Source organism: Algoriphagus aquimarinus (assembly GCF_007997215.1).
GTDB classification, from domain to species: Bacteria; Bacteroidota; Bacteroidia; order Cytophagales; family Cyclobacteriaceae; genus Algoriphagus; species Algoriphagus aquimarinus_A.
Genome location: NZ_VORW01000002.1, coordinates 465,432 through 490,747 on the forward strand (window position 1 = coordinate 465,432; position 25,316 = coordinate 490,747).

Sequence of the window (25,316 nt, forward strand, 5' to 3'; positions counted from 1 at the left end):
ACACATTTAAACACATGAAAAAGTTAATCATCGTAGCCCTGCTCCTTGTAGGAGTGAGTGCTGTAGCTTTTACGCTATATACTAATAAGGCAGAAATGAACGAAGCTGCTACACTTGCCATGAAATCCAGCGAATACATCTCGGTGACTGTGGAGAAGGTGGAGGAGAAAACTGTCAACAGAAATTTTCAAGCAAACGGAGTTTTTGAGCCATCTCAGGAATTGAAACTCATGTCTGAGACTTCTGGAGCGATTGTCAAGATCCAAAGAAGAAAAGGTGATTATGTACGTAAAGGTGATTTACTGGTACAGATTGATGACCGTCTAATCCGCTCTGAATATACTATTGCGAAACTGAATAGAGATCAAGCAGAGAAAGACTTGAAGCGCTTTGAAAACCTAGCGACAACTGATGCAATCACTAAGAAGCAATTGGAAGAAAATGAGAATGCTTTCAAAATCGCTGATGCTCAATTAGGAGCATTGAAGAAAAGACTGGATGATACGCAGGTGACTGCGCCGATTGCTGGCTTTATCAACGAAGACTATTACGAGTTGGGAACCTTGGTAAGTCCTGGTATGCCACTGGCAGATATCATCAATAAGAACCCATTGAAATTAGTAGTGAATGTCACAGAAACTGAAATCGCCAAAGTAAATAAAGGTGATCAGATCGCAGTAAGAGTGAATGCAATGTCTACTCAGGAATTCACAGGAAAAGTGAATTTCATCTCCGATATGGCTGATGCTTCATTTAAATATGAAGTAGAGTTGACCATGAACAGCAAAAATCAAGATCAAATCAAGCCAGGTATGTTTGGAACAGCTCAGTTTGAATTTTCTCAGGAAGAAAAAGTACTGAAGATTGACAGAAAATCTATCTCAGGAAGCTTGAAAGATCCAGGAGTTTACTTGATCAAAGACGGAGTAGCGGTTTATCAGAAAGTGAAAATCAATCCTTTGGATGATGGAACTGTAGAGATTTTGGAAGGTCTAAAAGCCGGTGACGAAGTGATCGCTTCAGGTTTGATCAATGTGAAAGAGGGGACAAAAGTCAAAGTTCAGTAAACTATGCAAATCACTAAAATATCAATACAACGGTCGACCATGGTGGTTGTACTGTTTACCGTACTGACATTGCTGGGAATTTTTTCCTATTCACAGCTTTCATACGAGCTTTTGCCAAAGATGGAAACCAATGTGGTAACCATTGCTACAGTGTATCCAGGAGCTGCTCCTTCCGAGGTGGAAACTTCTGTAACTAAGAAAATTGAGGATGCGGTTGCTTCTTTGGAAGGGATCAAATCCATGAATTCCATCTCTCAGGAAAGTATTTCCATCATTACGATCGAACTGGAAGCCGGAGAAGATGTGGATTATTCCATGCAGGATGCGCAGCGAAAGATCAATGCAATCCTAGGAGATCTTCCTGATGATGCAGATCCTCCAAGTTTGGGCAAGTTTGACTTGGACGATTTACCGATCATGCAGTTGGCGGTTTATTCTAATCTGAATCCTTCGGACTTTTATGATTTGATCAAGAACAAGATTCAGCCTTCATTGGCTCAGATCAAAGGTGTAGCTCAAGTGAATATGTTGGGTGGTACAGAGCGTGAGATCAAAGTAAACTTGGATAGAAACAAACTGGACGCATACGGTATTTCACCGATTTCTGTAGCTCAGACTATCAATGCAAGTAATCTTGATTTTCCTACTGGCCGATTGAAAGATAATGAAGGACAGGTTTTGATCCGTCTTGCGGGTAAATTCCAAAATATTCAGGACATAGAGAATTTGGTGATTGCTTATCGCGAGGATGAATCTCCGATTCAACTGAAAGAAGTAGCAGAGGTAGAAGATTCTTACAAAGAAGAGGATATCCTAACTAGGTTAAATGGCAAATCAGCGATTGGTCTGACTGTTCAAAAGCAATCTGATGCTAATGCAGTGGAGGTATCTGAAATTTTGGAACATGAGCTTCATATCCTTGAGCAGAGTTATGCTTCAGAAGGGGTTTCTTTCCAGATATCTCAAAATACCTCTGAATTTACTTTGGAAGCTGCGAATGACGTAATCAAGGATTTGATTATAGCTATTGTGTTAGTGGCTTTGATTATGCTCTTGTTTCTACACAGTATCCGTAATGCGATCATCGTAATGGTGGCTGTGCCAGCATCGATTGTGGCGACATTTACTGTGATGTTTCTGGCTGGTTTTACACTGAACTTGATGTCTTTGCTAGCACTATCACTTGTGGTAGGCATTCTGGTGGATGATGCTATTGTGGTTATTGAAAACATCTATCGTCACCTGGAAATGGGTAAAACTATAGCCCAGGCTTCTTATGATGGTATTCGTGAAATCGGTTCTACAGTAGTATCGATTACTTTGGTGATCATCGTGGTATTCGTGCCGCTTGCAATGACTGGAGGGTTAATTGGAGGTATATTATCTCAGTTCAGTATCACAGTAGCCACGGCAACTTTGATCAGTTTACTGGTTGCATTTACCTTAATTCCTCTGCTCACATCGAGGTTCTCGAAGCTGGAACATTTGGACAAAAATTCCTTCTTTGGAAAAATCGTCTATGGTTTTGAAGCTGGTTTAGACGCTTTCGTGGATTGGTTAGTTGGGATTTTGAGATGGGGTTTTGCACACAAGGCTGTGTTATTAGGTTTGACATTCATACTCTTTATTTCTTCTTTCTTCCTAGTGATCAAAGGCTTTATCGGTTCTGAATTCGTTTCTGAAGGTGATAGAGGAGAATTCTTGCTTAGACTGGAGCTTCCAAAAGATGCGACGCTAGAGCAGACCAACTTTAAAACCCGGGAAGTGGAGGATTACCTGAGAACGTTACCAGAAGTCACTGAGGTGTTTACTACAGTAGGTGTGGCCTCTGGTCAATTTACAGGATCGCAATCTTCTCCGTTTACTTCTGAGATATTGGTGAAACTTGTTGGTCCAGAATATAGAACTATGTCAGGTCCTGACTACGCTAGGAATCTAGAGAATTACTTGGAAGAAAATATTACAGGAGCCGAATATACTGGTGTTCCGATTTCTATCATGGGTACTGCGAATGATGCACCTATTCAAGTAATTGTTTCAGGGCCAGATAAGGATTCCATACGTCTGGTTTCAGAGAAAATCGAAGCCATATTAGCCGGTTTAAAAGGCACCCGAAAAATCGAAAGCTCTCTTGAAGACGGTAATCCTGAAATTAGAGTAGAAGTGGATCGTTATAAAATGAATGAGCTTGGACTATCTATGGACATGGTAGGTGGAGCACTTCAAGTAGCTTTTAATGGTAACGATGATTCTAAATACACTGACGGAGACTACGAATATGACATCTTGGTGAAGTTGAATGAATTCGATAGAAGATCAATTTCTGATGTTCAAAACCTTACGTTCCTAAATAGAAATGGAAAACTGGTAAAGCTAGAGCAGTTTGCAACAGTAAATCAGTCTGAAGGTCCAATTAAGTTGGAGAGAAGAGATCGTGTTTCTTCGGTCAAAATCACCTCTCAGGTTGCCGGTGTTCCTTCCGGAACGGTAGGTGCGGAATTGACTGCCGCGATAGATGCGATGACACTTCCACAGCAGGTACAGATCAACTATGACGGTGATATGAAAAACCAAAGTGAGGGTTTTGGATCCTTGGGAATAGCGCTTTTGGCCTCCATCATTTTGATTTACCTGATCATGGTGGGATTGTATGATTCTTATGTCTATCCACTAGTGGTGATGTTCTCTCTACCGATGGCTTTGATAGGATCCTTACTCGCTTTGGCACTGACTAAAGGAACGTTAAGTATCTTCTCTATCATGGGTCTGATCATGTTGATGGGTCTGGTAGCTAAGAATGCTATTCTGCTAGTCGATTTCACGAATCAGTTAAAAGAAGCTGGAGTTGAAGTGAAGGACGCACTTGAAAAAGCAGTGAAGATCCGATTTCGTCCGATTCTGATGACTACGATAGCGATGGTGATTGGTATGATGCCGATTGCTTTGGCTACCGGTGCTGGTGCAGAGTGGAAAAACAGCTTAGCCTGGGTGATCATCGGAGGATTGCTTTCCTCTATGTTCCTGACTTTGATCGTTGTGCCTGTGATCTATTATCTGTTCGACAGATTTATGGTGAAAATAGGTAAGAGCGAAAAGAAGGTAATAGAGCTTGAAGACACAAATATTGAAGAGTTTGAGTCTGAAGCAGCCGCTTACGTTTAGACTAAAATTGAATACAGGACCCTTGCTGGTCAGCAAGATTTGCAAGGGTTATTTAACTACATACCCGATGAAATCGAGCCTGCTTTATGCAGACAGGCATGTCGTTTCCGACACGCACCGCTATGATTATAAACCATGCGAGATTCCATGTGGCCATAAAAAAACAATAATAATCACATGAAAAATTATACTGATTTACGCAAAATCTCAAAGGTCTTCCAACAATATGGCATAGATCTGACAGGTAAAAGAAAGTACGCATCCTTCGAAAGCGATTTGAGAATGGATAAGGTATTTGTCTCAGGTTTGATCTTCGAATTAGAATACGAATTGAGAAAACAGATCGCGGATGATAAGGTTGAGAAGGTGCAAGCACCAGCTCAAATAATAGAATTGTTGATGAGTTAATTAATGTAGGGGCGAAAAATCTTTCGCCCGTACTATCGAAAAGAGTCCCACAAGTGCGGGACTCTTTTTTTATGTGAATGTTGGGTTAAAGTTGTACACTTTTAAAGTGGAGCTCCCATCATAATGTCGTCAGAGGCAAAGTCCTTGAATTTCTCAAAATTCGTTTTAAATGCAGCTGAAAGTGCTCTTGCTTGCTTATCGTACCCCTCTTTATCCTCCCAAGTGCTTTTTGGGTTAAGAATCTCAGAAGGTACATTTGGGCAATCCTGAGGCACATCCATTCCGAAAACTGGATGTTTCTTGTAGTCAACTTGATCTAATTTCCCCTCCAGTGCAGCAGTAATCATTGCTCTGGTGTAAGCTAGTTTCATTCGAGAACCTACACCATAAGAACCTCCAGTCCAGCCGGTGTTGATTAACCACACGTTGGTGTCATGCTCTTCCATTTTCTTACCAAACAGGCTAGCGTACTCTGTTGGATGTAGAGGTAAGAAGGCTGCTCCAAAACAAGCTGAAAATGTTAATTTCGGTTCTGTGACTCCCATTTCAGTGCCCGCAACTTTAGCAGTGTAACCCGAAATGAAATGATACATAGCCTGGCTTTTATTCAATTTAGAGATAGGAGGGATCACCCCAAATGCATCTGCTGTCAAAAAGAATATGTTCTTAGGAATGCCAGCAATCGAAGGATTCAAGGCATTAGATATGAATTCAATAGGATAAGCCGTTCTTGTGTTTTCAGTGACGGACTTGTTCGTGTAATCTATTTCCCTGGAATTTCCTTTGAATCGGGTGTTTTCTACAATTGAACCAAATTTAATAGCATCCCAAATTTCAGGTTCCTTGTCTTTGCTGAGATCAATGACCTTTGCGTAGCATCCGCCTTCGAAATTGAAAACACCATTTTCTGTCCATCCATGCTCATCGTCACCAACCAGACTTCTTTTTGGGTCTGCTGAAAGTGTTGTTTTGCCCGTACCTGATAATCCAAAGAAGATCGCGGTGTCTCCTTCTGCTCCCACATTTGCTGAGCAATGCATGGAAAGCACATTTTTTTCATGAGGAAGGATGAAGTTGAGTACAGAAAAAATTCCTTTCTTCATTTCACCTGCATAGGCCGTTCCACCGATCAGGATAATTCGTTCGCTGAGATTTAAGATGGCAAAGTTTGGGTTTTTTGTGCCATCAGTTTCAGGATTAGCCTGAAATTCTGGAGCACAAATGATCGTGAAATCATGTTCGAAATTTTTCAATTCATCCTCAGATGGCCTTAAAAACATGTTATGGCAAAAGAGATTATGCCAAGCCTTGGTGTTGATTACTTTCAATTTGAGGCGATGATTCACATCTGCTCCAGCATAAGCATCACGGACGAAAAGTTCTTTGTCCGCTAGAAATGCTTTCATTTTTTCCAGAAGCAAATGGAATTTCTCGGTATCAAAAGGGATGTTGATATCACCCCACCAGACAGCGTCTTTAGTTTTATCGTCTAATACGATGTAACGATCTTTAGGGGATCTTCCGGTGAATTTACCGGTGTCGGCCATCAGCGCGCCAGTAGAAGTGAGTTTACCTTCATTTCGCGCTAAAGCAATTTCCACCAGTTCTGCTGGTGGAAGATTGGTGTGAACTTTTCTGAAAGCTGTAGAGCTGAGAAAAGCCAGGGGAGAAGTCTGGGTGTCCAGATCTAGTTCCTGCATACATATTTGGGTTTACAATCTGAAAATTGTCTCCACAAAACTAGTAAAATCTGTAATACATAAACCAATAAAATATGCTTTATTTTTAATTACAATCGATTGCATGTAGAAAACAGCTTATTATTTGGTTATGATTGTCCCATTGATTTGGACTAATCTGTTTTCCATTTTCCAACTGCTTATTATTTAGAGATAAGCTTATAATTCAGCGGCTTTAACTTTGGAAACAAGGGTTAAAAAGGTTTATCATTGTAAAATTGATTTCACCCAAATAAAACTATCCTTGGAAAAACAACTTACTCCTGAATTTGATGGGCCAACTATTTTTGGCCATCCAAAAGGACTGATGACACTATTTTTCACAGAAATGTGGGAAAGATTCAGTTACTATGGCATGCGTGCCTTGCTCATTTTATTTATGACCATGGCAGTAGCTGAAGGCGGACTGGGCTTCGATGATCAGACTTCTGGTGCTATCTATGGTTTATATACCATGGGAGTTTATTTGTTGGCTTTGCCTGGCGGATGGCTTGCTGATAGACTTTTTGGACTGAAAAAATCCGTCTGGTACGGAGGGATTATTATTGCTATAGGGCACTTTACTATGGCTCTCCCTGGTGTGATGGCTTTGATTACTGGAGATCACTCGATCAAACCTGAATTGAGTACGCTTGATACTTCATCCTTCTTTTTGGGTTTGATATTGATTGTATTGGGAACAGGTCTTTTGAAACCTAATATTAGCTCTATAGTAGGTCAGCTTTACCCTAAAGGAAGTACTAAGCGAGACGCAGGTTTCTCTATCTTCTATATGGGGATAAATATCGGTGGCTTTATAGCTCCGATTGCTTGTGGTACGCTAGCTACTTATGATATGCACCTTGGCTTTGGCCTTGCGGGTTTAGGGATGGTTTTTGGATTGATTCAATACAAACTTTCAGGTGCTCTATTAGAAGGTCATGGAGATGTACCTGTTTTTGAGACAGAAAAGGAGGTTTCTAGTCAAAAGAAGCTTAAATCTATCGTTACCTATTTGGGAATTGGGTTGGTTGCTGTTGTTGGTGTACTATTTATGGGAGTGATTCCTATCAATGTATCAGCGATTGCAGGCGCATCAGGGACAGTCATTGCCCTGGTAGCTTTCGGCTACTTAGGTTATGTGATAGCCTTTGGAGGATTGGATAAAGCTGATAAAAACAAGGTGGGGGTAATCGCTATACTCTTCTTGTTTTCTGCAATGTTCTGGTCAGGTTTCGAGCAAGCAGGATCTACCTTGAATCTTTTTGCCGATCGTTTTACAGATAGAACCATACTAGGTTGGGAGATTCCTACCAGTTATTTCCAATCTGTTAATTCACTTTTCATCATCATTTTCGCTCCATTTTTCGGAGCTCTTTGGATCTGGCTTGGTAGAAGAAATATGGAGCCAAGTTCTCCAATGAAATTCACCTTCGGTCTTTTGCTACTGGCTATTGGTTTTTTCGTAATGTATTTCGCTACTAAAATTGCTGCTTCTGGTGATTTGGCTGCCCCGACTTGGTTGTTGATCACTTACATGCTACATACGTTTGGCGAGTTGAGTTTATCTCCTGTAGGACTGAGCTTAGTAACCAAACTAGCTCCAAAAGGCTATGGCGGACAAATGATGGGTATCTGGTTCCTTTCTGTAGCGCTTGGTAATTTGATCGCTGGACTGATTGCTGGAGAGGCAAGTGGCGGAACAGAAGAAGCTCTTGCTCAAATGCCAGATCAATACATGTTGATCGTTTACACAGTGTTTGGATCTGCTGCACTCTTGTTCCTTTTGAAGCCTTTGATCAGAAGGATGATGGGAGATGTTCATTAGTAAATAGACATTTTCAAATCTCAATACTTAGTAACATTAAAGGCTGTCGATATATTTTCGACAGCCTTTATTGTTTGTGGTCTATGCTAATTGAGATACTTGAAAAGCAAAATGAATTTAGAATAGACTTGTTTGTACTGTAGTTTTCTTAGTGGCTTGAATAGTTCCTTTCAGCATTTCTTGCATCAATCGAAGGAATCCAGGCTCCCAGTTTTCGGAGTGGATTTTAAGATCCTTGCCTTCGTATTCGATTGGTCCCAGCATTTTCTCATAGCCAATGATCATACTCCAGATAGTGTAAAAAGTGATGTCTGGCTGAAGTTCAGGACGTATACTTCCATCCTTAATACCCTGACTTACCATCATAATCCCGATTTTGGCAGGCTCATGATGGATTTCTAAGAGTTTCTGAAAGTGTACAGATTCCAAGGTTTTCGGATCTATTAACTTCCGGCTTTCTGGATTGTTGTATTTCTTAAGAAGGTCTAGAAAATTAAGAATAGAATCGTAATAGACTTGATTTGCTCTTGCAAAGGCAACGACTTTTACCAAAAGGTCAGAAAGCATTTCCAACCCATTTTTCCCCTTATTTCTATTAGACCATTCATCACGGAACTCATCCTTGAATTGGTCGAAGGCTTTTTTGGTCAAAGCCATAAAAAGATCCTCTTTGTTTTTGTAATAAAAGTAGGTGAGGCCTTTACTTATCCCAGCGGATTTGGCTACATCCTCCATTCTGGTGGCCAAATAACCTTTAGATTTGAATAATGAAACAGCTGAATCTAAAATGAGTTTTTCTTTATTTTTCTCTCCTGCCATGAGTTATTTACTTTTTCCAAAAATTGAAATCAAAGATATTAAACTTGGGTCAAATACTGGGTTTTACTCACTTTATATTTAGCTTAATTTCATAAAAAAAGGCTTTAGGGATTTCCTAAAGCCTTTTTTCGTATGAGTATCACTGACTTACTTCACTTCCACTATGTAATAGTTTTTCTTGCCTTTTTGTACCAGCAAGTACTTGTTTTGAAGTAAAGTCAAGTTTATAGCTGCATTTGGATCACTGAGCTTCTCTTTGTTAATACTTACTCCTCCACCTTGGATCATTTTCCTGGCTTCTCCTTTAGAAGCAAACACAACTCCTTGAGTGATGTCTCCGAAAAGATCCAAAATTGAGCCTAAGGAAGTGTATTCACTTTTGTCTATCTGAACCTGAGGAACACCTTCAAAAACCTGAAGGAACGTACGCTCGTCCAGAGCTGCCAAGTCTTCAGTAGATGATTTCCCAAACAGAATATCAGAAGCTTTTACCGCCATTTCAAAATCAGATTCGCTATGAACCATGATCGTGATTTGCTTGGCAATTTCCTTTTGCAAGATGCGTAGGTGAGGGGCTTCAGCGTGCTCTTTTTCCAAGCTCTCTATGGTGGACTGATCTAATACTGTGAAAATTCGAATGTATTTGGAAGCATCTTCATCAGAAACATTCAGCCAGAATTGGTAAAATGCATATGGAGAAGTTTTCTCAGGATCAAGCCAAACAGAACCACCTTCAGTTTTACCGAACTTAGTACCATCAGCTTTTGTGATCAAAGGTACAGTCAATGCATAAGCAGATCCGCCGCCCATTCTTCTGATCAGTTCCGTACCAGTGACGATATTTCCCCATTGATCAGAACCACCAAGCTGTATAGAGCAATTCTCATTTTTCCAAAGATGATAGAAATCATAGCCTTGGATCAATTGGTAGGTGAATTCAGTGAATGAAAGCCCATTTCCATCCTCAAGACGTCTTTTTACAGAGTCTTTGGACATCATGTAGTTTACGGTGATGTGTTTTCCTACATCTCTGATAAAGTCCAAAAAGCTAAACTGAGACATCCAGTCGTAGTTATTGACTAACTCGGCTTTATTGGTAGTGGAACCAGCGAAATCAAGGAATTTGGCAAGCTGATCCTGAATACAAGAAATGTTGTGGTCCAGCGTGTTTTTATCCAATAGATTACGCTCTGCCGACTTGAAAGAGGGATCACCGATCATTCCAGTAGCTCCACCGACTAAGGCAAATGGCTTGTGACCAGCTCGTTGGAAATGTAAAAGAGTCATCACTCCAACTAAGTGACCTATATGTAGAGAATCTGCCGTCGGATCAAAACCTAGATAGGCAGAAGCCATTCCTTTAGTAAGGTGTTCTTCTATATCCGGCGTCATGTCCTGTAGCATGCCTCTCCAGCGTAATTCTTCTATGAATGAATTCATCTAATAGTTGATTTTTCGAGGTGCAAATATAGTCTTGTCTGCGAAAGGAAAGAAGGAATGGGGGTAAAGGCTTGGCGATTATTTGAAATTCAAAGTTTCTATTATTCTCACTTCGTTTAAATGCCACTATTTCAATTTGGACTTTTGCCTACTTTCAGGATTAGATCAATTTTATAAATACTTAGAGAGCAGGACTTTATTCCCTTTATTTGTACTTAGGTAGGTGTACTCTCAAACCGAGTTGAGAGCTAGTCAATCTACATTTGTTTATTCATGGTTAAATAAGGTTGGTATTTTATATGTGCTTGAATCTGATAAGATCATTGAAAAGAGTTCAACAACATATTTGTAGTGCATTTAGACTACTATTCTTATCAAATGAAGAAGCCAGAATTACTTCCGGCTTCTTCATTTGATAAGATTATATGATTTTGTTCGATAGTTTAGTCTTTCATTACAACAGTTTTTTCGATCAGATTTTTGGTGGGAGGTAGGGACTTCAAGTACATGTAGATTGCTTTTACATCCACTTCATTCATCATGGCAAAGCTCGACCATGGCATAGGAGTACCTTCATGTATTGGTCCAGATTTAAAACGCTGGATAAACGTATCTTCTGTCCATGTTGCTAATACTCCTGTCTCGGGGTCTGGAGTAAGATTTGGGGTAGTAAAAGTGGCTGCTGTTTCTTCAAAAATCAATCCTCCTGAAAATTTTGGTCCAGTAAACTCTCCACTTTTTAGATCTCTTGGTGAATGACAACCTGCGCAATTGGCTACTGAATTGGCTAAATATTCCCCATAGACCACGGAAGCTTCTTGCTTTAGTGCTTTTTTGGGCGTCGCGCCTGGTTGGATTGGTTTGATCATTCCGACGGCCAGAACAACTTTTCCTAAGAATGTATATTCTGTGGCTTCGATTTTTCTAGAGACTGGAGGTCTTGACCTTAAAAACGATATGATAGAATTCAAATCCTCTTCCGTCATATTTTCAAATGGCATGAAAGGAAACAAAACTCTTCCATCATGTCCCACTCCAAATCTCATTACTCTAGCCACTTCCTCATTTGTCAAAGATCCAATGCCAGTTTCTATGTCAGGCGTAAGATTTCTTGGTCTGAATGTACCCGGTGGTATAATTATTTCGCTACCGCCAGCTATGGGTACCAATTCTCCTGCACTCATAGCATCGTAATCAGATGGATCTATATGGCAAGTGGCACAATGTGCGGGTCCATAAACCAAATATTGTCCACGCGCAAGAACTGTTGAATCTGAGCTTATTGAAATAGGTGGATAGGGGGCATCATAAGCCTTTTTCCATGTCATAGAGACAATGGCGAAAAGGGATATTCCAATTAGTAAAACACCTACGAATAGGTAACCAAGGTATTTGAAAATCTTTTTCATAGTACTGCCAGTTAAAAATTTAAATGAAAAATTATAAATAGAGGCTCCTTAGGTAGGCAAGGAAAATCCTCATTATTTCACTGTGGCAAAAAATAGTGGTTGTTAGGATATTCTATAACAACATTAATATAAGTATAAAAATAATTAAAATGCTATTTATTTCTCCGAATAGTACAACTAAGGTCTTTTTTAATTAGGCTGTTTTTGTAACATAAGATAGGGCCTAGATATTTTGTGACATTGGAATATGAATAACAGGAGCAAAATGATAAGGTGCTTTATATCAATCTTGCTAGCATGTAGGGTAGAATTTGTAAATCCTAAATAAAACTAAGTAACCTGGATATATATACTGATAACTAGCAATAGGATGTCACTTAATTGGAGTACATCGAACATCTGCTTATTCTATTTTTACCTCTGGATCTTTTTGAAGATACCCTAAGGACTGAAGGAAGTCATCTGATGCTTGAACCGTCATCTTGTAATTTTCAAAATTGCTGTAATTGAAGAAACCATGAGGTTGGTCTTGGTACAATATCAAATCACATCTACTCCCCACTTTCTCCATCACCATCTGATAATATTGTGCAGTCACTACTGGAACAAGATTGTCATTTGTGCCCAACAAAAACAGGGTTGGCGGAGCGCCTGATTTGATATTGTGTAGAGGAGAAAAGTTTTTGTAATGATCCCCAATTCTCTCGTAGCCGTAACCTCCTGGGCCATTGTCTATGACAGGGTTGAAAAGTATTAAAGCATTCGGCACTGGGCTGATTTCCAGATTATCAGTACTTTCATTATAATCTTCGATTAGTGCTGTGGCAGCTGCCAAATGAGCTCCGGCAGAACCTCCTGAAGCGATTATTTTATCAGGAGCAATATGAAATTTACTGGCGTTTTTCCTCAAATATCTTATAGCTGATTTGGCATCTGATACTGATTCAAAAGGAGAGGTTTTATGCTGATTTTTGGTTCTGTAGTCTACCAAAAAGCAAACCATGCCTCGTTTGGCGAAGTAAGCTGCCTGATGCTCAAACTGCGCTCTGCTACCTGAATTCCAACCACCACCGAAAAAGAAAACCAAGGCTGGATATTCGTCCGAGGTATTCATATTATCAGGATAATATACTTCCATTAAAAGCTCAGTGGTGTCCACCGTTTTGTATGAAAACACCTCCTGGGCAAAAGATGTACTTGTCCAGAATAGGAGCGTGATAAAACAGATAAAAGTGGAAGCAGTCTTCATTACCAGTTGATTTCTATGTATTCTTTTTCATGTGGTTTTCCTGGAGCAATGATGAACCTAGGTTTGTCCGATAATTCGTAGATCACGCTTGCATAAGTGTTTCTGTTACTGACTACATCAGCCCCTTCATTATCTCTGGAGCTAAGCACCTTTTTGATATCTTCGATTCCAATGCTTTGAGTAGTTTCTGTAAATCTACTTTGAAAAGACTTGATTCGCTGACATTCATAGAGACCTTCATCTGCTGTTTTATTGTTAGCAAGTAGCATCGCTTGATAGTTACTACTATAATCTTTGTTACTCATAGGATGATTGGTGTGGTATGCAAAAATCGAATTGGGAAAGGGACGGAACTCCACGACTTGGGTAGCAGAACATTCCAGGTCATATACTTTCTCAGGACCTCCAATGATATAGTTTTGGCCGGAAGCATGCTCGATCTCTTTCAAAAATGTCAGAGCTTCTTCTTGAGTGCTTTTGCTTAAAACTCCTCTGACGATAAATGTTACTGGTAGTCCGGTTTTCCCATAATTCAGTTGCATCAAGGTGTTACAGTTAATTGAAATAGATTGATTGTTCATACCGGTAATACCAAGATGTCCGGGGATAGTCAAATACATCTGCTCCTTGTCTGAATTGGGGTCTTTGGAGTGAATAACTGTTTGGAATCCATGGTAGTATTGAGGGATATCCATGTTTTGGGCAGTGATGCTGGGTAGGGAGGATGTCTTATCTACACCGAATGAACTACAACTGTGAGCCAGTACATCTTTGGTATTGAACCAATATTCATCTCCCAACTGATGCATAAAGATTGTTTCCAGATCTACTTCGGAGCCTTCAGAGATGCCCCTTACTTCTTCCATCAATTCTGGTGTGTATTGCATCACAGCAGACTTATAATCTGTTTGTGCTAAAAATTCTCTAATAAATTCATCAGGATCTTTCTGCGTAGTGGCTTTGATATCTTCCTTGAATAGCCGGATAACTTCCTGAATTTCTGTTTTCAAAGCCTTCCCGTGTGCCAATCCTCGTTCATAAGGAGTGCCGTTCAGTTCCAAAAAAAGAAGATCTCCATTTGCTAATAGTTCTAGGTTAGCATCAGAATTTTGAAGATCAAGATTCTCTTGTTTTTCTTTTTGAGAACAAGAAATCTGTAAGGCACTGATAAGGCAAAAAAGGAGTAAAATACGTTTCATCGGTCTTAGTAGTATTAGGAGATTCCTAAGTTACTAAAAGTGAAGCGCTTTTGAGCTGATATCTCGTTGCATCAGGCTGAGTGTCTTATAAGATACTGATTATCTAAACCTGAGTAATCATTTCTATATGCTCGATTCCGTCTTCTAAATAAGTTTCTCCAGCATTCTCAAATCCAAGAGATTTATAGAATTCGTTTAAGTAAGTTTGGGCACCAATTCTAACAGTACAAGACCCATACTTTTCTAAAATATAAGCAAGTGAGTCCTTCATCAACCTTCTTCCTGCGCCAGTTCCTCGGGCTTTCATATCACTAACTACTCGTCCTATTGATGCTTCAGCAAAAGATGCTCCTGCAGGTAATACCCTTGAGTAAGCAACCAAAAAATCATCAGCCATAATCATGACGTGATCTGCAAATTGGTCCTTATTATCAGCATCCTGAAACACACAATCCTGCTCTAATACAAATACTTCATTACGAAGTCGAATGATAGCATATAACTCATGATTGCTGAGCTCCTCGAAAGATTTTATTACTGTAGTCAATTCCATTTATTCGTTTCTTGTTTGAAGGCTATCTGTGAGAATTACTTTATTCAGAAATGTAGGTCAGTACAATAGCAGGAGAATTTGTAAGTTTTTGCTGAAGATTCTTTGGAAACGAAACAACAGTTTTTCCGTTTTCTGTCTTCCATTTGAGAGATTTATTCTCACCTAGAATTGTGATTTTGCTTCCTTCTTTTGGTTGATTCAGAGTCCAAGTGATTGTTTCACTTAGCTTTTCTCCTTCTTCCAAAGGCATAAGAGCATACATTTCTTTGGCTTTGCCTTGGGTGAAATAGAGTTTACCATCCTGGAAATTTTCAATTGCTCGAGTGCCGTAGATTCCTGCACCGTTTATTTCCAACCATTTCCCTATTTCTTCCAGTCTGGATACCTGTTCAGGTAAGAAAAGACCATCGGCAGTAGGTCCAACTCCCAATAATAAATTACCGCCTTTAGTCACAATCTCTATCAGCAAATGGATCACTTTTCGTGAAGGTTTGAATTTATCGTTAGGAACAAATCCCCAGGCTCCGCCCAACGTGATACAGCTTTCCCATGGGTCAGGAGACATTTCAGATGGAATTCCTTGCTCTGGAGTTCGGTAGTTTTCAAATGGCCCATGAACTGTTCGATCCACGATCAAAATTCCTTCTTGATTTTCTCTTACCATTTCTGCCACTTTCGGCATATTGATTTCCTGATCAAAATCTGGAATCGGTGCTCCCCAGCTCAGTACTTCATCATTGATAGTAGACTTTGGTCTTACCCAACCTCCATCTAACCATAGTATATCTATATCTCCATAATTGGTTGTGATTTCATTGAGTTGGTTATGCGTGAACTGCACGTATTGATTCCATCTCCAAGGGTGCTTGCGGATATCATAATTAACATTGCGATCTGGGGTAGCTCGGTAATCCCACCAGTAATATTGAGAATGCCAATCTGGCTTAGAAAAATAAGCTCCAATCATCATGTCCTTTTCGCGGAATGCATCAAAAACGTACTTGGTTACATCAGCTTTTGGATTGCTTGCAAAAGGTCCATTACTGATTTTGTAATCTGTAAACTGGGTGTCAAACATATTGAAACCGTCGTGATGCTTGGTGGTGAATACCACGTATTTCAATCCGGCTTTATCCGCAGCTTCAGCCCACTGATTTGGGTCAAATCCCTGTGGATTAAACTTTTCACTCAATCCAAAGTACCACTTCTTATATTCCTCATAGCTCTGGGTCGTATCTTTTCTATTGATCCAATCCTCATTATTGATACTCCAGGATTCTACAATTCCCGGCACAGCATAGATGCCCCAGTGAATCAAAATGCCAAATTTTTGATCTCTCCATTGCTCGAGTTTCTCTACTACTTTGGGATCAGTAGGGTATTCGTACTCCGAGGAAGTAGGGTGAAGGGTATTTTGTGCGTTGGCTTGAAAAGTAATAACAAGAGCAATCACGAGTAGCCAATTGAATCTTTGGGACATGGGAAAAGAAATGGTGAATGAATGAACTCTTAAAGGTAAAATGGAAAGCAAAGAGTCAAAAGGGAAATCTATTCTAATTGTTCTACTCTGATACTATTCATTGGTCAATTTGAAAATATATTTTACCTCAAAAGGCACAAAGAAAACGCAAAGATCACTGGTGTTTTGCAGCCTTTGAAACTTGAATTTGAACATTGATCATTGATTTTTTTAAACCACATAGCCACATAGGGAAACATAGAAATACGCCCACATCATTGGGAATCAATCCCACTACATAATACTTTATGATCATTGTTCCTTTGTGGTGAAAAATTAATACCACAAAGGCATAAAGAGAGCAAAGGAATGAAGTTCGTATTAAAGCGTAATTTTACCATTTCAGGCTATGAAAATCTATGTTTCTATGTTGTAAAATTTTCCTGCATTAGTTGGTCTTCGGGGATGAAAATGAAAGTCTGAAGACTTCATTGTTTTAGGTCCAAGTCAGGAGACTTGAACCACTTAATTTTTTAACCACAAAAGAAATAAAGAGAACAAAGGTTTTTGATCATTGAATTTGAAAATTGATCATTGAAAATTGTTCATTCTCTCACCAATCATCCTCCTCATTAAGCTTATTTGATTCTGTGGTATCTGGCTGATCAAAAATCTCTTGCCCTTTTTCAGAAAGTGTCAAATGAATCCCATTCAACTTCTTGTGGATTTCCTGTAAGGTTGCAAAGTCAGGTTGCTGCACATGGAAGGGGATGCTGATCAGGTTTTCTGCATTCTTCGAAAAAGGAGTAGGCATATCACTTCCGAAGAAGTACGGCCACAGGGTTTTGCCACAGCTGATTCCCCAAGTGGTGATAGCATATTCTTTATGATACTGCTGTAGTCGCTCGTTGATTTCCTCAAAAAACTGCTCCGATTCTCCCAGTCTCAGTCTGGAGCCAGCTCTTGATTTTCCTTTTGTTTTCAGGTATTTGATCTGACTTTTTCCTTGCTTTTGGCGAACCATATAGGCTCGGAATACTTTGTGATCCAGCATTTCACCGTTGTGAAAGTATCCGGTAACGGCAATTCCGGCTCGGATCATTACTAAGGCCAAATGGAAATCGTCCTTTACAGATAAAATCCCGGATGCACTTGTCTGCATATTCCAAGGAAGTGAAACTTTGGCTAGCCAAGCTTCCGAATCAGAAATTACCCATTGATGCTTAGCCTCTTGGAAGGTTCCCTTCAACCCTTTCTTTTCGGATACTGCCAGAATGGACTGGTACTTTTCAAGACTAATTAACTTTGGGTTACCGGAAATCATAGCGGGGGAGGCTTTTCGATTATATTTGCACAAATAAACCGAAAAATCATGGACGAGGAAATCCAAGGCTTAATCAAGCGTATGAGCGATCCTAAAGAAAAGGAAGCTTTCTATTTTGCAGACAAACTGGGAAAAAATCTGGATGAAAGCGGAAGAGATAAAGTGATCGAACTAGTGAAAGGCGACAACTGGGAAGTTGCGTATCTGGCATGCCGGGCACTTTCTCTGTCTGCATTCAACGAGGAGTCTCTCGACGCGATTTTTGAGGCTATTAATGATAAGAAAAATAGAGCGCATCAAGGAGCATTTGTTCAGGTGTTGGAAGAGTTTGATTTAAGCCAACGCTTTGTAGATATTTTTAGAGTTTTTCTCTTCGGTAATTTCAAAGCACAAACCCTTGCCAAGATGTACCTGGACGAAGTGGAATTTGATATGACTCCGCGTACACTTAGAAAGGCTGAAAAACACTGGAATCACTACCTACACAATCCAGAGGATGAGGGTAGTTTGGAACTGAAAAAACTAGAGATAGAACCAATTTTAACAGAGATTAGAGAATTATTTTCTGAGGATTAAACAACATTCGCATCATTATTGTGTTTATTAATACAATAAAAAGAATTTCATCATGCGAAAAATGGATGTCGTCTGTTTGCACTCAGAGTTTTTTATAGATAATGGCTTTGTGTTAAATCAATCTCAAATGCTATTTGAGAAGGTTTATCCTCATGGTAAGCAGGTTATTTTCGTGCATTTTGCCGAAGGATCGGCGGAAACTTATATTGAGTACCATTTAGGTATTCGTATAAATGCTGTCGAAGAGTTGATCCATAAATACATTCCTACGCTTAATAATTACGCTGAACAATCAATTACTCTGGTCCAGACTCCGGACATTTTGGGGGATATGTACCCTAAAAAAATTATACTATCTGACGACATCGAATTACCTGAAGCGATTATTTCTTCCGAAAACTTCTTTTTGGATACAGGGTTCAGATGGTTGGATCAAATGATTGATCCTATAGTGCTAGAGCAGGAATTTCTACATCACAAAGAGAACCCTTTTGAAGCTTGTAATTTGGTGGAATCAGCTTTTCGTTCTACCGCACTCAGCAGATTATATAATCCAGAAGACTATCCGATTCTTCGTCAGTCATTCTTGGAGAAAATAAATTGTGACGAAATGACTCCATTCACAATAGCCTCATTCCTTCAATTTCTCGATTACTTAGATAAACCGGTCTTAGTGGAGGTTTAATATTTTCTCTTCACTCCCCGTATGGCCTGAGCATCCAATGGATTCTCGGGCCATTCGTGTTTTGGGTAGCGTCGTTTCAATTCCTTTTTCACTTCAAAATACCCATTCTGCCAAAAGCTTTTCAGATCCTGAGTAAGCTGAACTGGCTTATAACCCGGAGAAAGCATCTCAATAAGCACATTGACTTTTCCATTATTGACTTTGGGAGTTTCCAGCAGACCAAACAATTCCTGTAGTCTCACCGACAGTAGCGGAATGTCCTCTTTTCTATATTCAAGTTTGATCTTGCTTCCCGAAGGAACTTCTACCGTTGCCGGAGCCAATCGGTCGAGTTGTTTTTGAAGTTCAAAATCAAGACTGCTAAAAAGAATCTGAGCTATGTCCAGTTTCTTGAAATCGTCATTTTTGGTGATGTTTTGCAGGTACGGTTCAATCCAAGTTTCCGGCTTTTCGCAGAGAGTAGCTACTGACCAATCGGGCCAGTTCTGATCTGCATACCAACTTTTCATGCTTTGTACTCGCAGAATCAATTGCTCGACATGTTCAGTGAAATCCAACAAATACTCACCATCCTCGCGGATAGCTTGCATAATCGCTTCGGTCACATCTCCAGAAGCATACTTTGCCAAAGGCCGAGTTCCCAGAATAATCGATCCAATTCTAATCTCTGAATGAGCCTGCAAACCGCCTTTCTTTCTATCCCATTTCAATACCTCCTTGGTCTTCAGCATAGGAGCCAAATCTTTGGGATTGATAGGAGCAGCCATCCAGATTTTACCCATTCCTTCTCGGGCATCTACATGTGCAACTGCAAGCCAAGATTCGTGCGCCAGATCATCCTTGTGACCAATCTGAGCTATTTTTCCATTGGCCAACTGGAACTGAGCATTGTTACCAGGTCGAGCTGCTGCGATCCGTTCAGGATAGGCATAGGCTAGGAGTAAGCCCGTCTGCCAAGGATCAACTGGGCCGCTTTCTGGCTGAATAGCAAACATGCGTCGATACGAAGCCGCCATCTTTTCGATCTTCTTTATGCCAGCTATGCTAACATCATACTTTCTATATCTGCGAAGCGCTTCTATTCTCAAATTCAAATCCACTCCGGCATCTGGTCCTAGAGGATCACGCTCGTCCAAGATCGCCGCGATATCTGTAGCCAAACCCAGCTGATCTATTTCAGCCGCATTGATCAGCATGTGAGCAATTCGTGGATGGGTTGGCAACTTGTGAACCTCCTTACCATGTGGCGTCAGTTCTCCTTCTACTATAGCTTCTATGGACTCCAGTGTCTTTTCTGCTAAAGCTAAAGTGCCAGCCGGAGGAGGAGTAAGCCAAGTCATGGAGCGAATTTCCTGCTTGCCCCAGGCTTTCATATCCAGAACCAAACCTGTTAGGTCTGCTTCCATCAACTCTGGCGTGCGGTACTCATTTAGCTGATTTTGAATGGCTTTCGTCCAAAGCCTATAGCTATGACCGGCAGTCAATCGACCTGCACGACCGCTTCGTTGATCTGCGGAATCCTTGCTGATTCTATGTAAAACCAAGCGTGATAAACCTGATCTTGGATCAAACTTGGATGATTTGGCGAAGCCTGAATCAACAACCACTTTCACTCCTTCAATAGTCAAAGAAGTCTCCGCAATGTCTGTGGAAAGCACAATCTTCCGCTTCCCAGAAGGATGAGGCATAATCGCTCTGTTCTGATCTGCTGGGGATAGCTGTCCATATAAAGGAAGCACGAGATCATCAGGGAGTGCTTTTCTAAGAATTTCCTGTGCCTTTCGGATCTCTCCTTGCCCAGGAAGGAAAACCAAAAAATCCCCCTCATGAACTTTGGTCAATGGAATAATCTGTCGCGCCGCATCTTCCCCAATGGAATATTCATCCACAACATTCATGTAATTCACTTCCACAGGATACTGACGACCCTTACTTTCGATCACGGTGGACTTAAGCATACCGGAGAGAACCTTGGCATCTATAGTCGCAGACATCAGCAGTATTCTAAGATCAGGTCTTAGTACTTGTTGCACTTCACGGATCAATGCCAAAGCTACTTCAGAGTGAAGATTTCGCTCATGAAACTCATCGAAGATCACCAAGCCCACATCTTCCAGCGCATTGTCCGAATGAAGCATACGGGTCAAAATTCCCTCTGTGATTACTTCCAGTCTAGTATTGGCTGAAATAGCTGATTCAAAGCGAATTCTATAGCCGATCAGATCTCCCAACTTGGTATCCGTCATAGATGCCATGCGCTGAGCAATGGTCTTGGTAGCCAATCGCCTAGGCTCCAGCATAATGATCTTCTTCCCAGCTAGCCAAGGTTCATCTAGTAAAGTCAAGGGCAGGAGTGTACTCTTTCCCGCACCTGGAGGTGCCTGGATTATTAAAGAATTAGCGGTAGAAAGCTGGGATTTAACTTGAGGAATAATCTCCGCTACAGGGAGATCAAAGGATAATGGATCGAAATCTTGAAGCATGCGGGGCAAAAATAGGGATTCTGGGGTAGAAAGGGAATTTTGGGGGATTTGAGATCTTGGAATTATGTCACTGCGAATGGTGGGGTATGAATATGAAGCAGTCTTTACATAATTTACGACTTACGACTTACGATTTGCGAGGTCAATTGGAGAGTGGAGATTTCTTAAGATCTTAGGAGACTGTCCACGATTTTCTAATAATTAGTAGCACTTATTCAGTATTGAATTATTTACCTCAAAAGATCTTATAGAAATGACGGCTTTGCTTAAAGAACTTTAATGTCAAAATATATTTTTCAGTATTTTAGAGGTAAATATTATTTAAGTGAATTGATAAATGACAAAACCCAATTTTTTTAACGTCCTGATACTTTTTCTGTCAGTCTATATTCTAGGAGCATTATTGATAGGGGTTATCGTAGACCTACCACCAGAAACTCAGAAGTTGCTCCAAATCTTTGATTTTGCGATATGCATTGTGTTTTTCTTGGACTTCTGTGTTCAATTTTATCAGGCTGAAAGCAAATTGAAATTCATGCGATGGGGATGGGTAGATCTAGTCGCTTCTATTCCAATGATAGATATATTCCGAATTGGTAGACTTTTACGTTTTGTAAGGATTCTTCGCGTAGTAAAAGCATTTAAATCACTCAAGGATTTCCTAGATTCTTACTTTGAGAATAAAGCGCAGGGTACATTGAATTCCGCAATTATAGTAGCTGTATTGATGATCATTTTTTGCTCTATTACTATTCTTCAGGTTGAACGGACTCCAGAAAGTAATATTACCACCGCCGGCGATGCACTATGGTGGGCATTTGTGACTATTACCACCGTAGGATACGGAGATCATTATCCCGTGACGTTGGAAGGGAGGCTCATTGCTGCCGTGCTAATGACTACTGGTGTAGGTCTATTTGGAACGTTCACAGCTTATGTAGCCAGCTGGTTTGTCAAAGGGTGAAAATGTCGCATTTAGTGAATTATAGATAATGTTACTTCTCTGATAGAAGTTTGTTAACTGACAAGCAGAAAGATTTGCTAATGGTAACAGCAATAAATTTTTCGCCCATCTCGGGTGTTTTATTCTATTCCTATCCGGCTTCTGGAGAAGCAGGATAACAGTCAATCTTCTACAAACAATTTTTCATTATCAAAGCCAAAAAAATCTAGGTATTTGAATCCAACTTTTAAAAAGGTCAACATTTGAATAAACGGAAAAGCCTGATTACTAAATTCGGATGTGGCGAATTAGACCGTTTATATAGATTATAGTGGGATTAGGGCTCAATTCGCCTAATTTTGAGTCGAATGATTGATGATTTTTAACCTATAATAAGACTTCACAAATTGAAAAATAAGAGAATTGCAATCCTTGGTGCTGGAGGATTAGGTGTTTGCACAGCTTTGGAGCTAGCAAATCGTGGATATACAGTTGATGTCTATGAAGAAAATAATGCTCCGGTAAAAAAAGCAAGTTATGTCCAAGAAGGAAAGATTCACCTAGGACTGATATATGCGATGGATCGAGATTTTCATACTGCTAAAGAGATGATTAATGGCGCATTACACTTCATTTCCTATTTGAAGCGATGGGTTGAAATCAACCCTGAAGATATTATTTCTACACCTTTTCACTACGGTGTTCACACCGGTTCATTGATGAGCCCAGAAGAAGTATCCGCACATTATCAGCGTTGTAGTGATTATTTTGCCGAGGCTAGAAAACATTTCAAAAAAGACTATCTCGATCTATTTGAATCTTTAGAAGTCTCAAGGCTGGCAAACTCCCAAATTGGAGATATTGCGAATCCAGAATATATGTCTGCAGTTTTTCAGACTACCGAATACGCGGTAGAGCCAAGAATTATTTCTAAAAAGCTTACAGAAGCGATTGATTCGCACCCAAATATTAATCTATTTCTCAACACCAAAGTCACGGCAGTTTCTGAACAGGGAAATAGCCTAAAAGTGCATTTTCTTCGGGACTCCAAGGAGGATTCGGAGAGCTATTCCGAGGTGATTAATGCTACATGGAATGGGTTGCTTGCTATAGACAAAACCATGGGTATCGAACCTCCTCAGAAATGGTCACATCGTTACAAATTTGGAAATAAGATCTTCATCCCATTAAAAGCTGATGATTTACCATCTCTCACCATTGTACAAGGTCCTTTTGGGGACACTGTAAATTTCAAAGATAGAGGGCTTTTTATGTCTTGGTATCCAGTTGGGAGAACAGGCTGGTCTGAAGATTACCGGGCTCCAGACTGGGATTCTCAGTATTCTGAAGAGGAACGAATGGAAGTATTTGAAAAAAGCTTGGCTAAAATTGCACTTCGGATTCCGAAGTTGAGTAAGCTCAAATTCGAACCTAAAGACATCAGTCCTGTGGGTGGCGTGATATACGCCCATGGCAATAAAGATGTAGATTCTGCAGAAAGTAAGTTACATACCCGGTCTGAAGTGGGCATGCGATCCTTTGGTAATTACCACACTGTCAATACTGGTAAGTACACCATTATTCCTTTGCTGGCTGTTACAATTGCTAATCAGATTACTGGAAAATCCCTAAACTAAATCTCGTTGAAAAGTCCGCTGATATCCATTATAGTAGCTACCTATAATTCCAGTCATGTGCTTCGCTATGCGATGCAAAGTGTGCTCGATTCAGATTATCAAAATTGGGAGATGATCGTGATTGGAGATTGCTGTACTGACGATACAGAGGAGATGGTCCTAGGCTTTAATGATCCTCGGATTTCCTTTTCAAATTTGGAACAAAATAGTGGTCAACAAGCAAAGCCAACCAATGTAGCACTCGGAAAAGTGAAAGGAGAGTACATTGCTTTCCTGAATCAGGATGACTTTTACTTTAAAGACCATTTAAGTAAGTGTGTGGTGGAAATCATGCAATCTCAAGCAGAGTTCATGATTGTTCCTGGGATCAAGATTTCTCCTTCTACTCCCCAAGACCTAGAAAATAATTCCTTTGCTGCCGAAATGTATGCGGTACATCCTCAAGGGAAATTTTCAGCACACATTTTTAGTATTGCCTCTACTTGGTTTGTGCATCATTCTGTTCCTAAAAAAATTGGAGATTGGAAAATGGAGAAGGAATTGTTTGTCACTCCATCACAAGAATGGCTTTTCCGTGCACATACAAAAGATATTGCTTTCCATTTTCCACGGCGAGTGGGAGTTATCATTATTCATAGTGCAGAACGAAAAGGTTTTTATACAGAGAATAACAGCTTCGAACATGATTATTTTTTCTCTAGAATACATGATCTGGCATTTAAACTAAGCTTATTAGAAAAAGCAGCAGTAAAAAGCTCAAGTGACTACAATCATCAAGTTTTCAAGAACCGTAATAATCCTATTCGAAGAATTATAGCTAAGCCTTTTCATCGAATTTTGAAAAGCTTTGGTATTCACCCAACTACTTTTCGACTTTATTTGAAATGGAAAAAAAGAGGTAAATTCATAGGACACTTAAAAGCTATTGCTGAGCAGCCTAAAGAGGAGGGAGTAAATGAAAAGTCCTAATGGAGATTTCTCTAAATTCTAATAATTGTTTTCAAATACTTCTTGAAATAATAACCCCACTAAGCGTAAATGCTTTTTAGAGCGCTAGGTGTAATTTGTAATTACACCTTTCTATCCTTTAGAATTTGCTATTCTGCAACTTCGATTTCATACCCAACTACCCTCTGAAGCTGATTAATTACCCAAAATAGATACTCAGGTATGTTCGGAGGATAACTTGTTTACCTCGGACAAAAGGTAGCTTTCCTCGTCTGACTCTCAGTTCTCCTCAGAGCGCAGCTTTTTAACATCAGAGGTCAGTGAGTTGTGTGAAGAAGGAAGCTACTTCACCTTGTAAGGTAACTACACCTTACTATCACTTAGAATTTGTAATTCGAATGAGCCCAAT

General features: G+C 40.0%; 19 protein-coding genes. 9 read left to right on the top strand and 10 right to left on the bottom strand.

The window, feature by feature from the left end; all coding sequences use genetic code 11:
- The first annotated feature begins 14 nt into the window (after positions 1–14).
- From ESV85_RS06580 to ESV85_RS06590, 3 genes are all read left to right on the top strand, one after another.
- Positions 15–1,067 carry an efflux RND transporter periplasmic adaptor subunit gene (locus ESV85_RS06580; protein WP_146915911.1) on the top strand — a complete coding sequence of 351 codons (1,053 nt, stop codon included), beginning with the start codon at positions 15–17 and terminating at the stop codon, positions 1,065–1,067.
- Between the two features lie 3 nt (positions 1,068–1,070).
- The gene (locus tag ESV85_RS06585; RefSeq protein ID WP_146915913.1) at positions 1,071–4,229 is read left to right on the top strand and encodes an efflux RND transporter permease subunit; all 3,159 of its coding nucleotides are present in this window, start codon (positions 1,071–1,073) and stop codon (positions 4,227–4,229) included.
- Between the two features lie 177 nt (positions 4,230–4,406).
- A complete protein-coding gene (locus tag ESV85_RS06590) occupies positions 4,407–4,637 on the top strand; it encodes an acyl carrier protein (protein ID WP_146915914.1) in 231 nt (76 codons plus the stop codon).
- Positions 4,638–4,738: 101 nt separating this feature from the next.
- Here ESV85_RS06590 and pckA read toward each other — a convergent pair whose 3' ends face one another.
- A complete protein-coding gene (gene pckA, locus ESV85_RS06595; protein ID WP_146915916.1) occupies positions 4,739–6,337 on the bottom strand; it encodes a phosphoenolpyruvate carboxykinase (ATP) in 1,599 nt (532 codons plus the stop codon).
- A gap of 346 nt (positions 6,338–6,683) precedes the next feature.
- On the opposite strand from pckA, the gene ESV85_RS06600 reads away from it, so the two are divergent.
- Positions 6,684–8,183: a peptide MFS transporter gene (locus ESV85_RS06600; protein ID WP_410488851.1), complete on the top strand. Its 1,500-nt coding sequence runs from the start codon at positions 6,684–6,686 to the stop codon at positions 8,181–8,183.
- A 117-nt stretch (positions 8,184–8,300) separates the two neighbouring features.
- Here ESV85_RS06600 and ESV85_RS06605 read toward each other — a convergent pair whose 3' ends face one another.
- The 8 genes from ESV85_RS06605 to ESV85_RS06640 all read right to left on the bottom strand — a co-directional run bounded on the left by ESV85_RS06605 (position 8,301) and on the right by ESV85_RS06640 (position 17,635).
- Complete coding sequence (locus ESV85_RS06605) at positions 8,301–9,002, bottom strand: TetR/AcrR family transcriptional regulator (protein WP_146915920.1); 702 nt, start codon at positions 9,000–9,002, stop codon at positions 8,301–8,303.
- Between the two features lie 147 nt (positions 9,003–9,149).
- Positions 9,150–10,442, bottom strand: a complete 1,293-nt coding sequence (gene tyrS, locus ESV85_RS06610; RefSeq protein WP_146915922.1) for a tyrosine--tRNA ligase — start codon at positions 10,440–10,442, stop codon at positions 9,150–9,152.
- A 443-nt stretch (positions 10,443–10,885) separates the two neighbouring features.
- Positions 10,886–11,851: a c-type cytochrome gene (locus tag ESV85_RS06615; RefSeq protein WP_146915924.1), complete on the bottom strand. Its 966-nt coding sequence runs from the start codon at positions 11,849–11,851 to the stop codon at positions 10,886–10,888.
- A 403-nt stretch (positions 11,852–12,254) separates the two neighbouring features.
- Positions 12,255–13,100, bottom strand: a complete 846-nt coding sequence (locus ESV85_RS06620; protein ID WP_146915926.1) for an alpha/beta hydrolase — start codon at positions 13,098–13,100, stop codon at positions 12,255–12,257.
- A complete protein-coding gene (locus tag ESV85_RS06625; RefSeq protein WP_146915928.1) occupies positions 13,100–14,299 on the bottom strand; it encodes a C45 family autoproteolytic acyltransferase/hydolase in 1,200 nt (399 codons plus the stop codon). Before ESV85_RS06625 ends, ESV85_RS06620 begins: the two co-directional genes overlap by 1 nt.
- Before the next feature lie 103 nt (positions 14,300–14,402).
- The gene (locus tag ESV85_RS06630; protein ID WP_146915930.1) at positions 14,403–14,852 is read right to left on the bottom strand and encodes a GNAT family N-acetyltransferase; all 450 of its coding nucleotides are present in this window, start codon (positions 14,850–14,852) and stop codon (positions 14,403–14,405) included.
- A 40-nt stretch (positions 14,853–14,892) separates the two neighbouring features.
- Positions 14,893–16,332 carry an alpha-L-fucosidase gene (locus ESV85_RS06635; protein WP_146915931.1) on the bottom strand — a complete coding sequence of 480 codons (1,440 nt, stop codon included), beginning with the start codon at positions 16,330–16,332 and terminating at the stop codon, positions 14,893–14,895.
- Positions 16,333–16,924: 592 nt separating this feature from the next.
- Entirely contained in the window at positions 16,925–17,635 is a 711-nt protein-coding gene (locus ESV85_RS06640) for a hypothetical protein (protein ID WP_146915933.1), read from the bottom strand.
- A 48-nt stretch (positions 17,636–17,683) separates the two neighbouring features.
- On the opposite strand from ESV85_RS06640, the gene ESV85_RS06645 reads away from it, so the two are divergent.
- Both ESV85_RS06645 and ESV85_RS06650 read left to right on the top strand, forming a co-directional pair.
- Positions 17,684–18,211 carry a HEAT repeat domain-containing protein gene (locus ESV85_RS06645; protein ID WP_146915935.1) on the top strand — a complete coding sequence of 176 codons (528 nt, stop codon included), beginning with the start codon at positions 17,684–17,686 and terminating at the stop codon, positions 18,209–18,211.
- Between the two features lie 127 nt (positions 18,212–18,338).
- Positions 18,339–18,896 (top strand): hypothetical protein, encoded by a 558-nt coding sequence (locus ESV85_RS06650; protein WP_146915937.1) that lies wholly within the window; start codon positions 18,339–18,341, stop codon positions 18,894–18,896.
- On the opposite strand, the gene hrpB is transcribed toward ESV85_RS06650, so the two are convergent.
- Complete coding sequence (gene hrpB / locus ESV85_RS06655; protein WP_146915939.1) at positions 18,893–21,379, bottom strand: ATP-dependent helicase HrpB; 2,487 nt, start codon at positions 21,377–21,379, stop codon at positions 18,893–18,895. The two genes, ESV85_RS06650 and hrpB, sit on opposite strands and share 4 nt — an antisense overlap.
- Positions 21,380–21,716: 337 nt before the next feature.
- Between hrpB and ESV85_RS06660 the strand changes: the two genes are divergently transcribed.
- The 3 genes from ESV85_RS06660 to ESV85_RS06670 all read left to right on the top strand — a co-directional run bounded on the left by ESV85_RS06660 (position 21,717) and on the right by ESV85_RS06670 (position 24,928).
- A complete protein-coding gene (locus ESV85_RS06660; protein ID WP_146915940.1) occupies positions 21,717–22,343 on the top strand; it encodes an ion transporter in 627 nt (208 codons plus the stop codon).
- Positions 22,344–22,729: 386 nt separating this feature from the next.
- The gene (locus ESV85_RS06665; RefSeq protein WP_191321953.1) at positions 22,730–23,959 is read left to right on the top strand and encodes an FAD-dependent oxidoreductase; all 1,230 of its coding nucleotides are present in this window, start codon (positions 22,730–22,732) and stop codon (positions 23,957–23,959) included.
- 6 nt (positions 23,960–23,965) lie between these two features.
- Positions 23,966–24,928, top strand: coding sequence for a glycosyltransferase family 2 protein (locus ESV85_RS06670; protein ID WP_191321954.1), 963 nt, complete (start codon positions 23,966–23,968; stop codon positions 24,926–24,928).
- The last annotated feature ends 388 nt before the right edge of the window (positions 24,929–25,316 follow it).

Coding starts and splice junctions, on each gene's coding strand:
- ESV85_RS06600 (WP_410488851.1), top strand. CDS start 6,684: ATGACACTATTTTTCACAGAAATGTGGGAAAGATTCAGTTACTATGGC.
- ESV85_RS06645 (WP_146915935.1), top strand. CDS start 17,684: ATGGACGAGGAAATCCAAGGCTTAATCAAGCGTATGAGCGATCCTAAA.
- ESV85_RS06620 (WP_146915926.1), bottom strand. CDS start 13,100: ATGAAGACTGCTTCCACTTTTATCTGTTTTATCACGCTCCTATTCTGG.
- tyrS (WP_146915922.1), bottom strand. CDS start 10,442: ATGAATTCATTCATAGAAGAATTACGCTGGAGAGGCATGCTACAGGAC.
- ESV85_RS06630 (WP_146915930.1), bottom strand. CDS start 14,852: ATGGAATTGACTACAGTAATAAAATCTTTCGAGGAGCTCAGCAATCAT.
- ESV85_RS06650 (WP_146915937.1), top strand. CDS start 18,339: ATGCTATTTGAGAAGGTTTATCCTCATGGTAAGCAGGTTATTTTCGTG.
- pckA (WP_146915916.1), bottom strand. CDS start 6,337: ATGCAGGAACTAGATCTGGACACCCAGACTTCTCCCCTGGCTTTTCTC.
- ESV85_RS06585 (WP_146915913.1), top strand. CDS start 1,071: ATGCAAATCACTAAAATATCAATACAACGGTCGACCATGGTGGTTGTA.
- ESV85_RS06615 (WP_146915924.1), bottom strand. CDS start 11,851: ATGAAAAAGATTTTCAAATACCTTGGTTACCTATTCGTAGGTGTTTTA.
- hrpB (WP_146915939.1), bottom strand. CDS start 21,379: ATGCTTCAAGATTTCGATCCATTATCCTTTGATCTCCCTGTAGCGGAG.
- ESV85_RS06660 (WP_146915940.1), top strand. CDS start 21,717: ATGACAAAACCCAATTTTTTTAACGTCCTGATACTTTTTCTGTCAGTC.
- ESV85_RS06590 (WP_146915914.1), top strand. CDS start 4,407: ATGAAAAATTATACTGATTTACGCAAAATCTCAAAGGTCTTCCAACAA.
- ESV85_RS06625 (WP_146915928.1), bottom strand. CDS start 14,299: ATGAAACGTATTTTACTCCTTTTTTGCCTTATCAGTGCCTTACAGATT.
- ESV85_RS06580 (WP_146915911.1), top strand. CDS start 15: ATGAAAAAGTTAATCATCGTAGCCCTGCTCCTTGTAGGAGTGAGTGCT.
- ESV85_RS06640 (WP_146915933.1), bottom strand. CDS start 17,635: ATGATTTCCGGTAACCCAAAGTTAATTAGTCTTGAAAAGTACCAGTCC.
- ESV85_RS06605 (WP_146915920.1), bottom strand. CDS start 9,002: ATGGCAGGAGAGAAAAATAAAGAAAAACTCATTTTAGATTCAGCTGTT.
- ESV85_RS06635 (WP_146915931.1), bottom strand. CDS start 16,332: ATGTCCCAAAGATTCAATTGGCTACTCGTGATTGCTCTTGTTATTACT.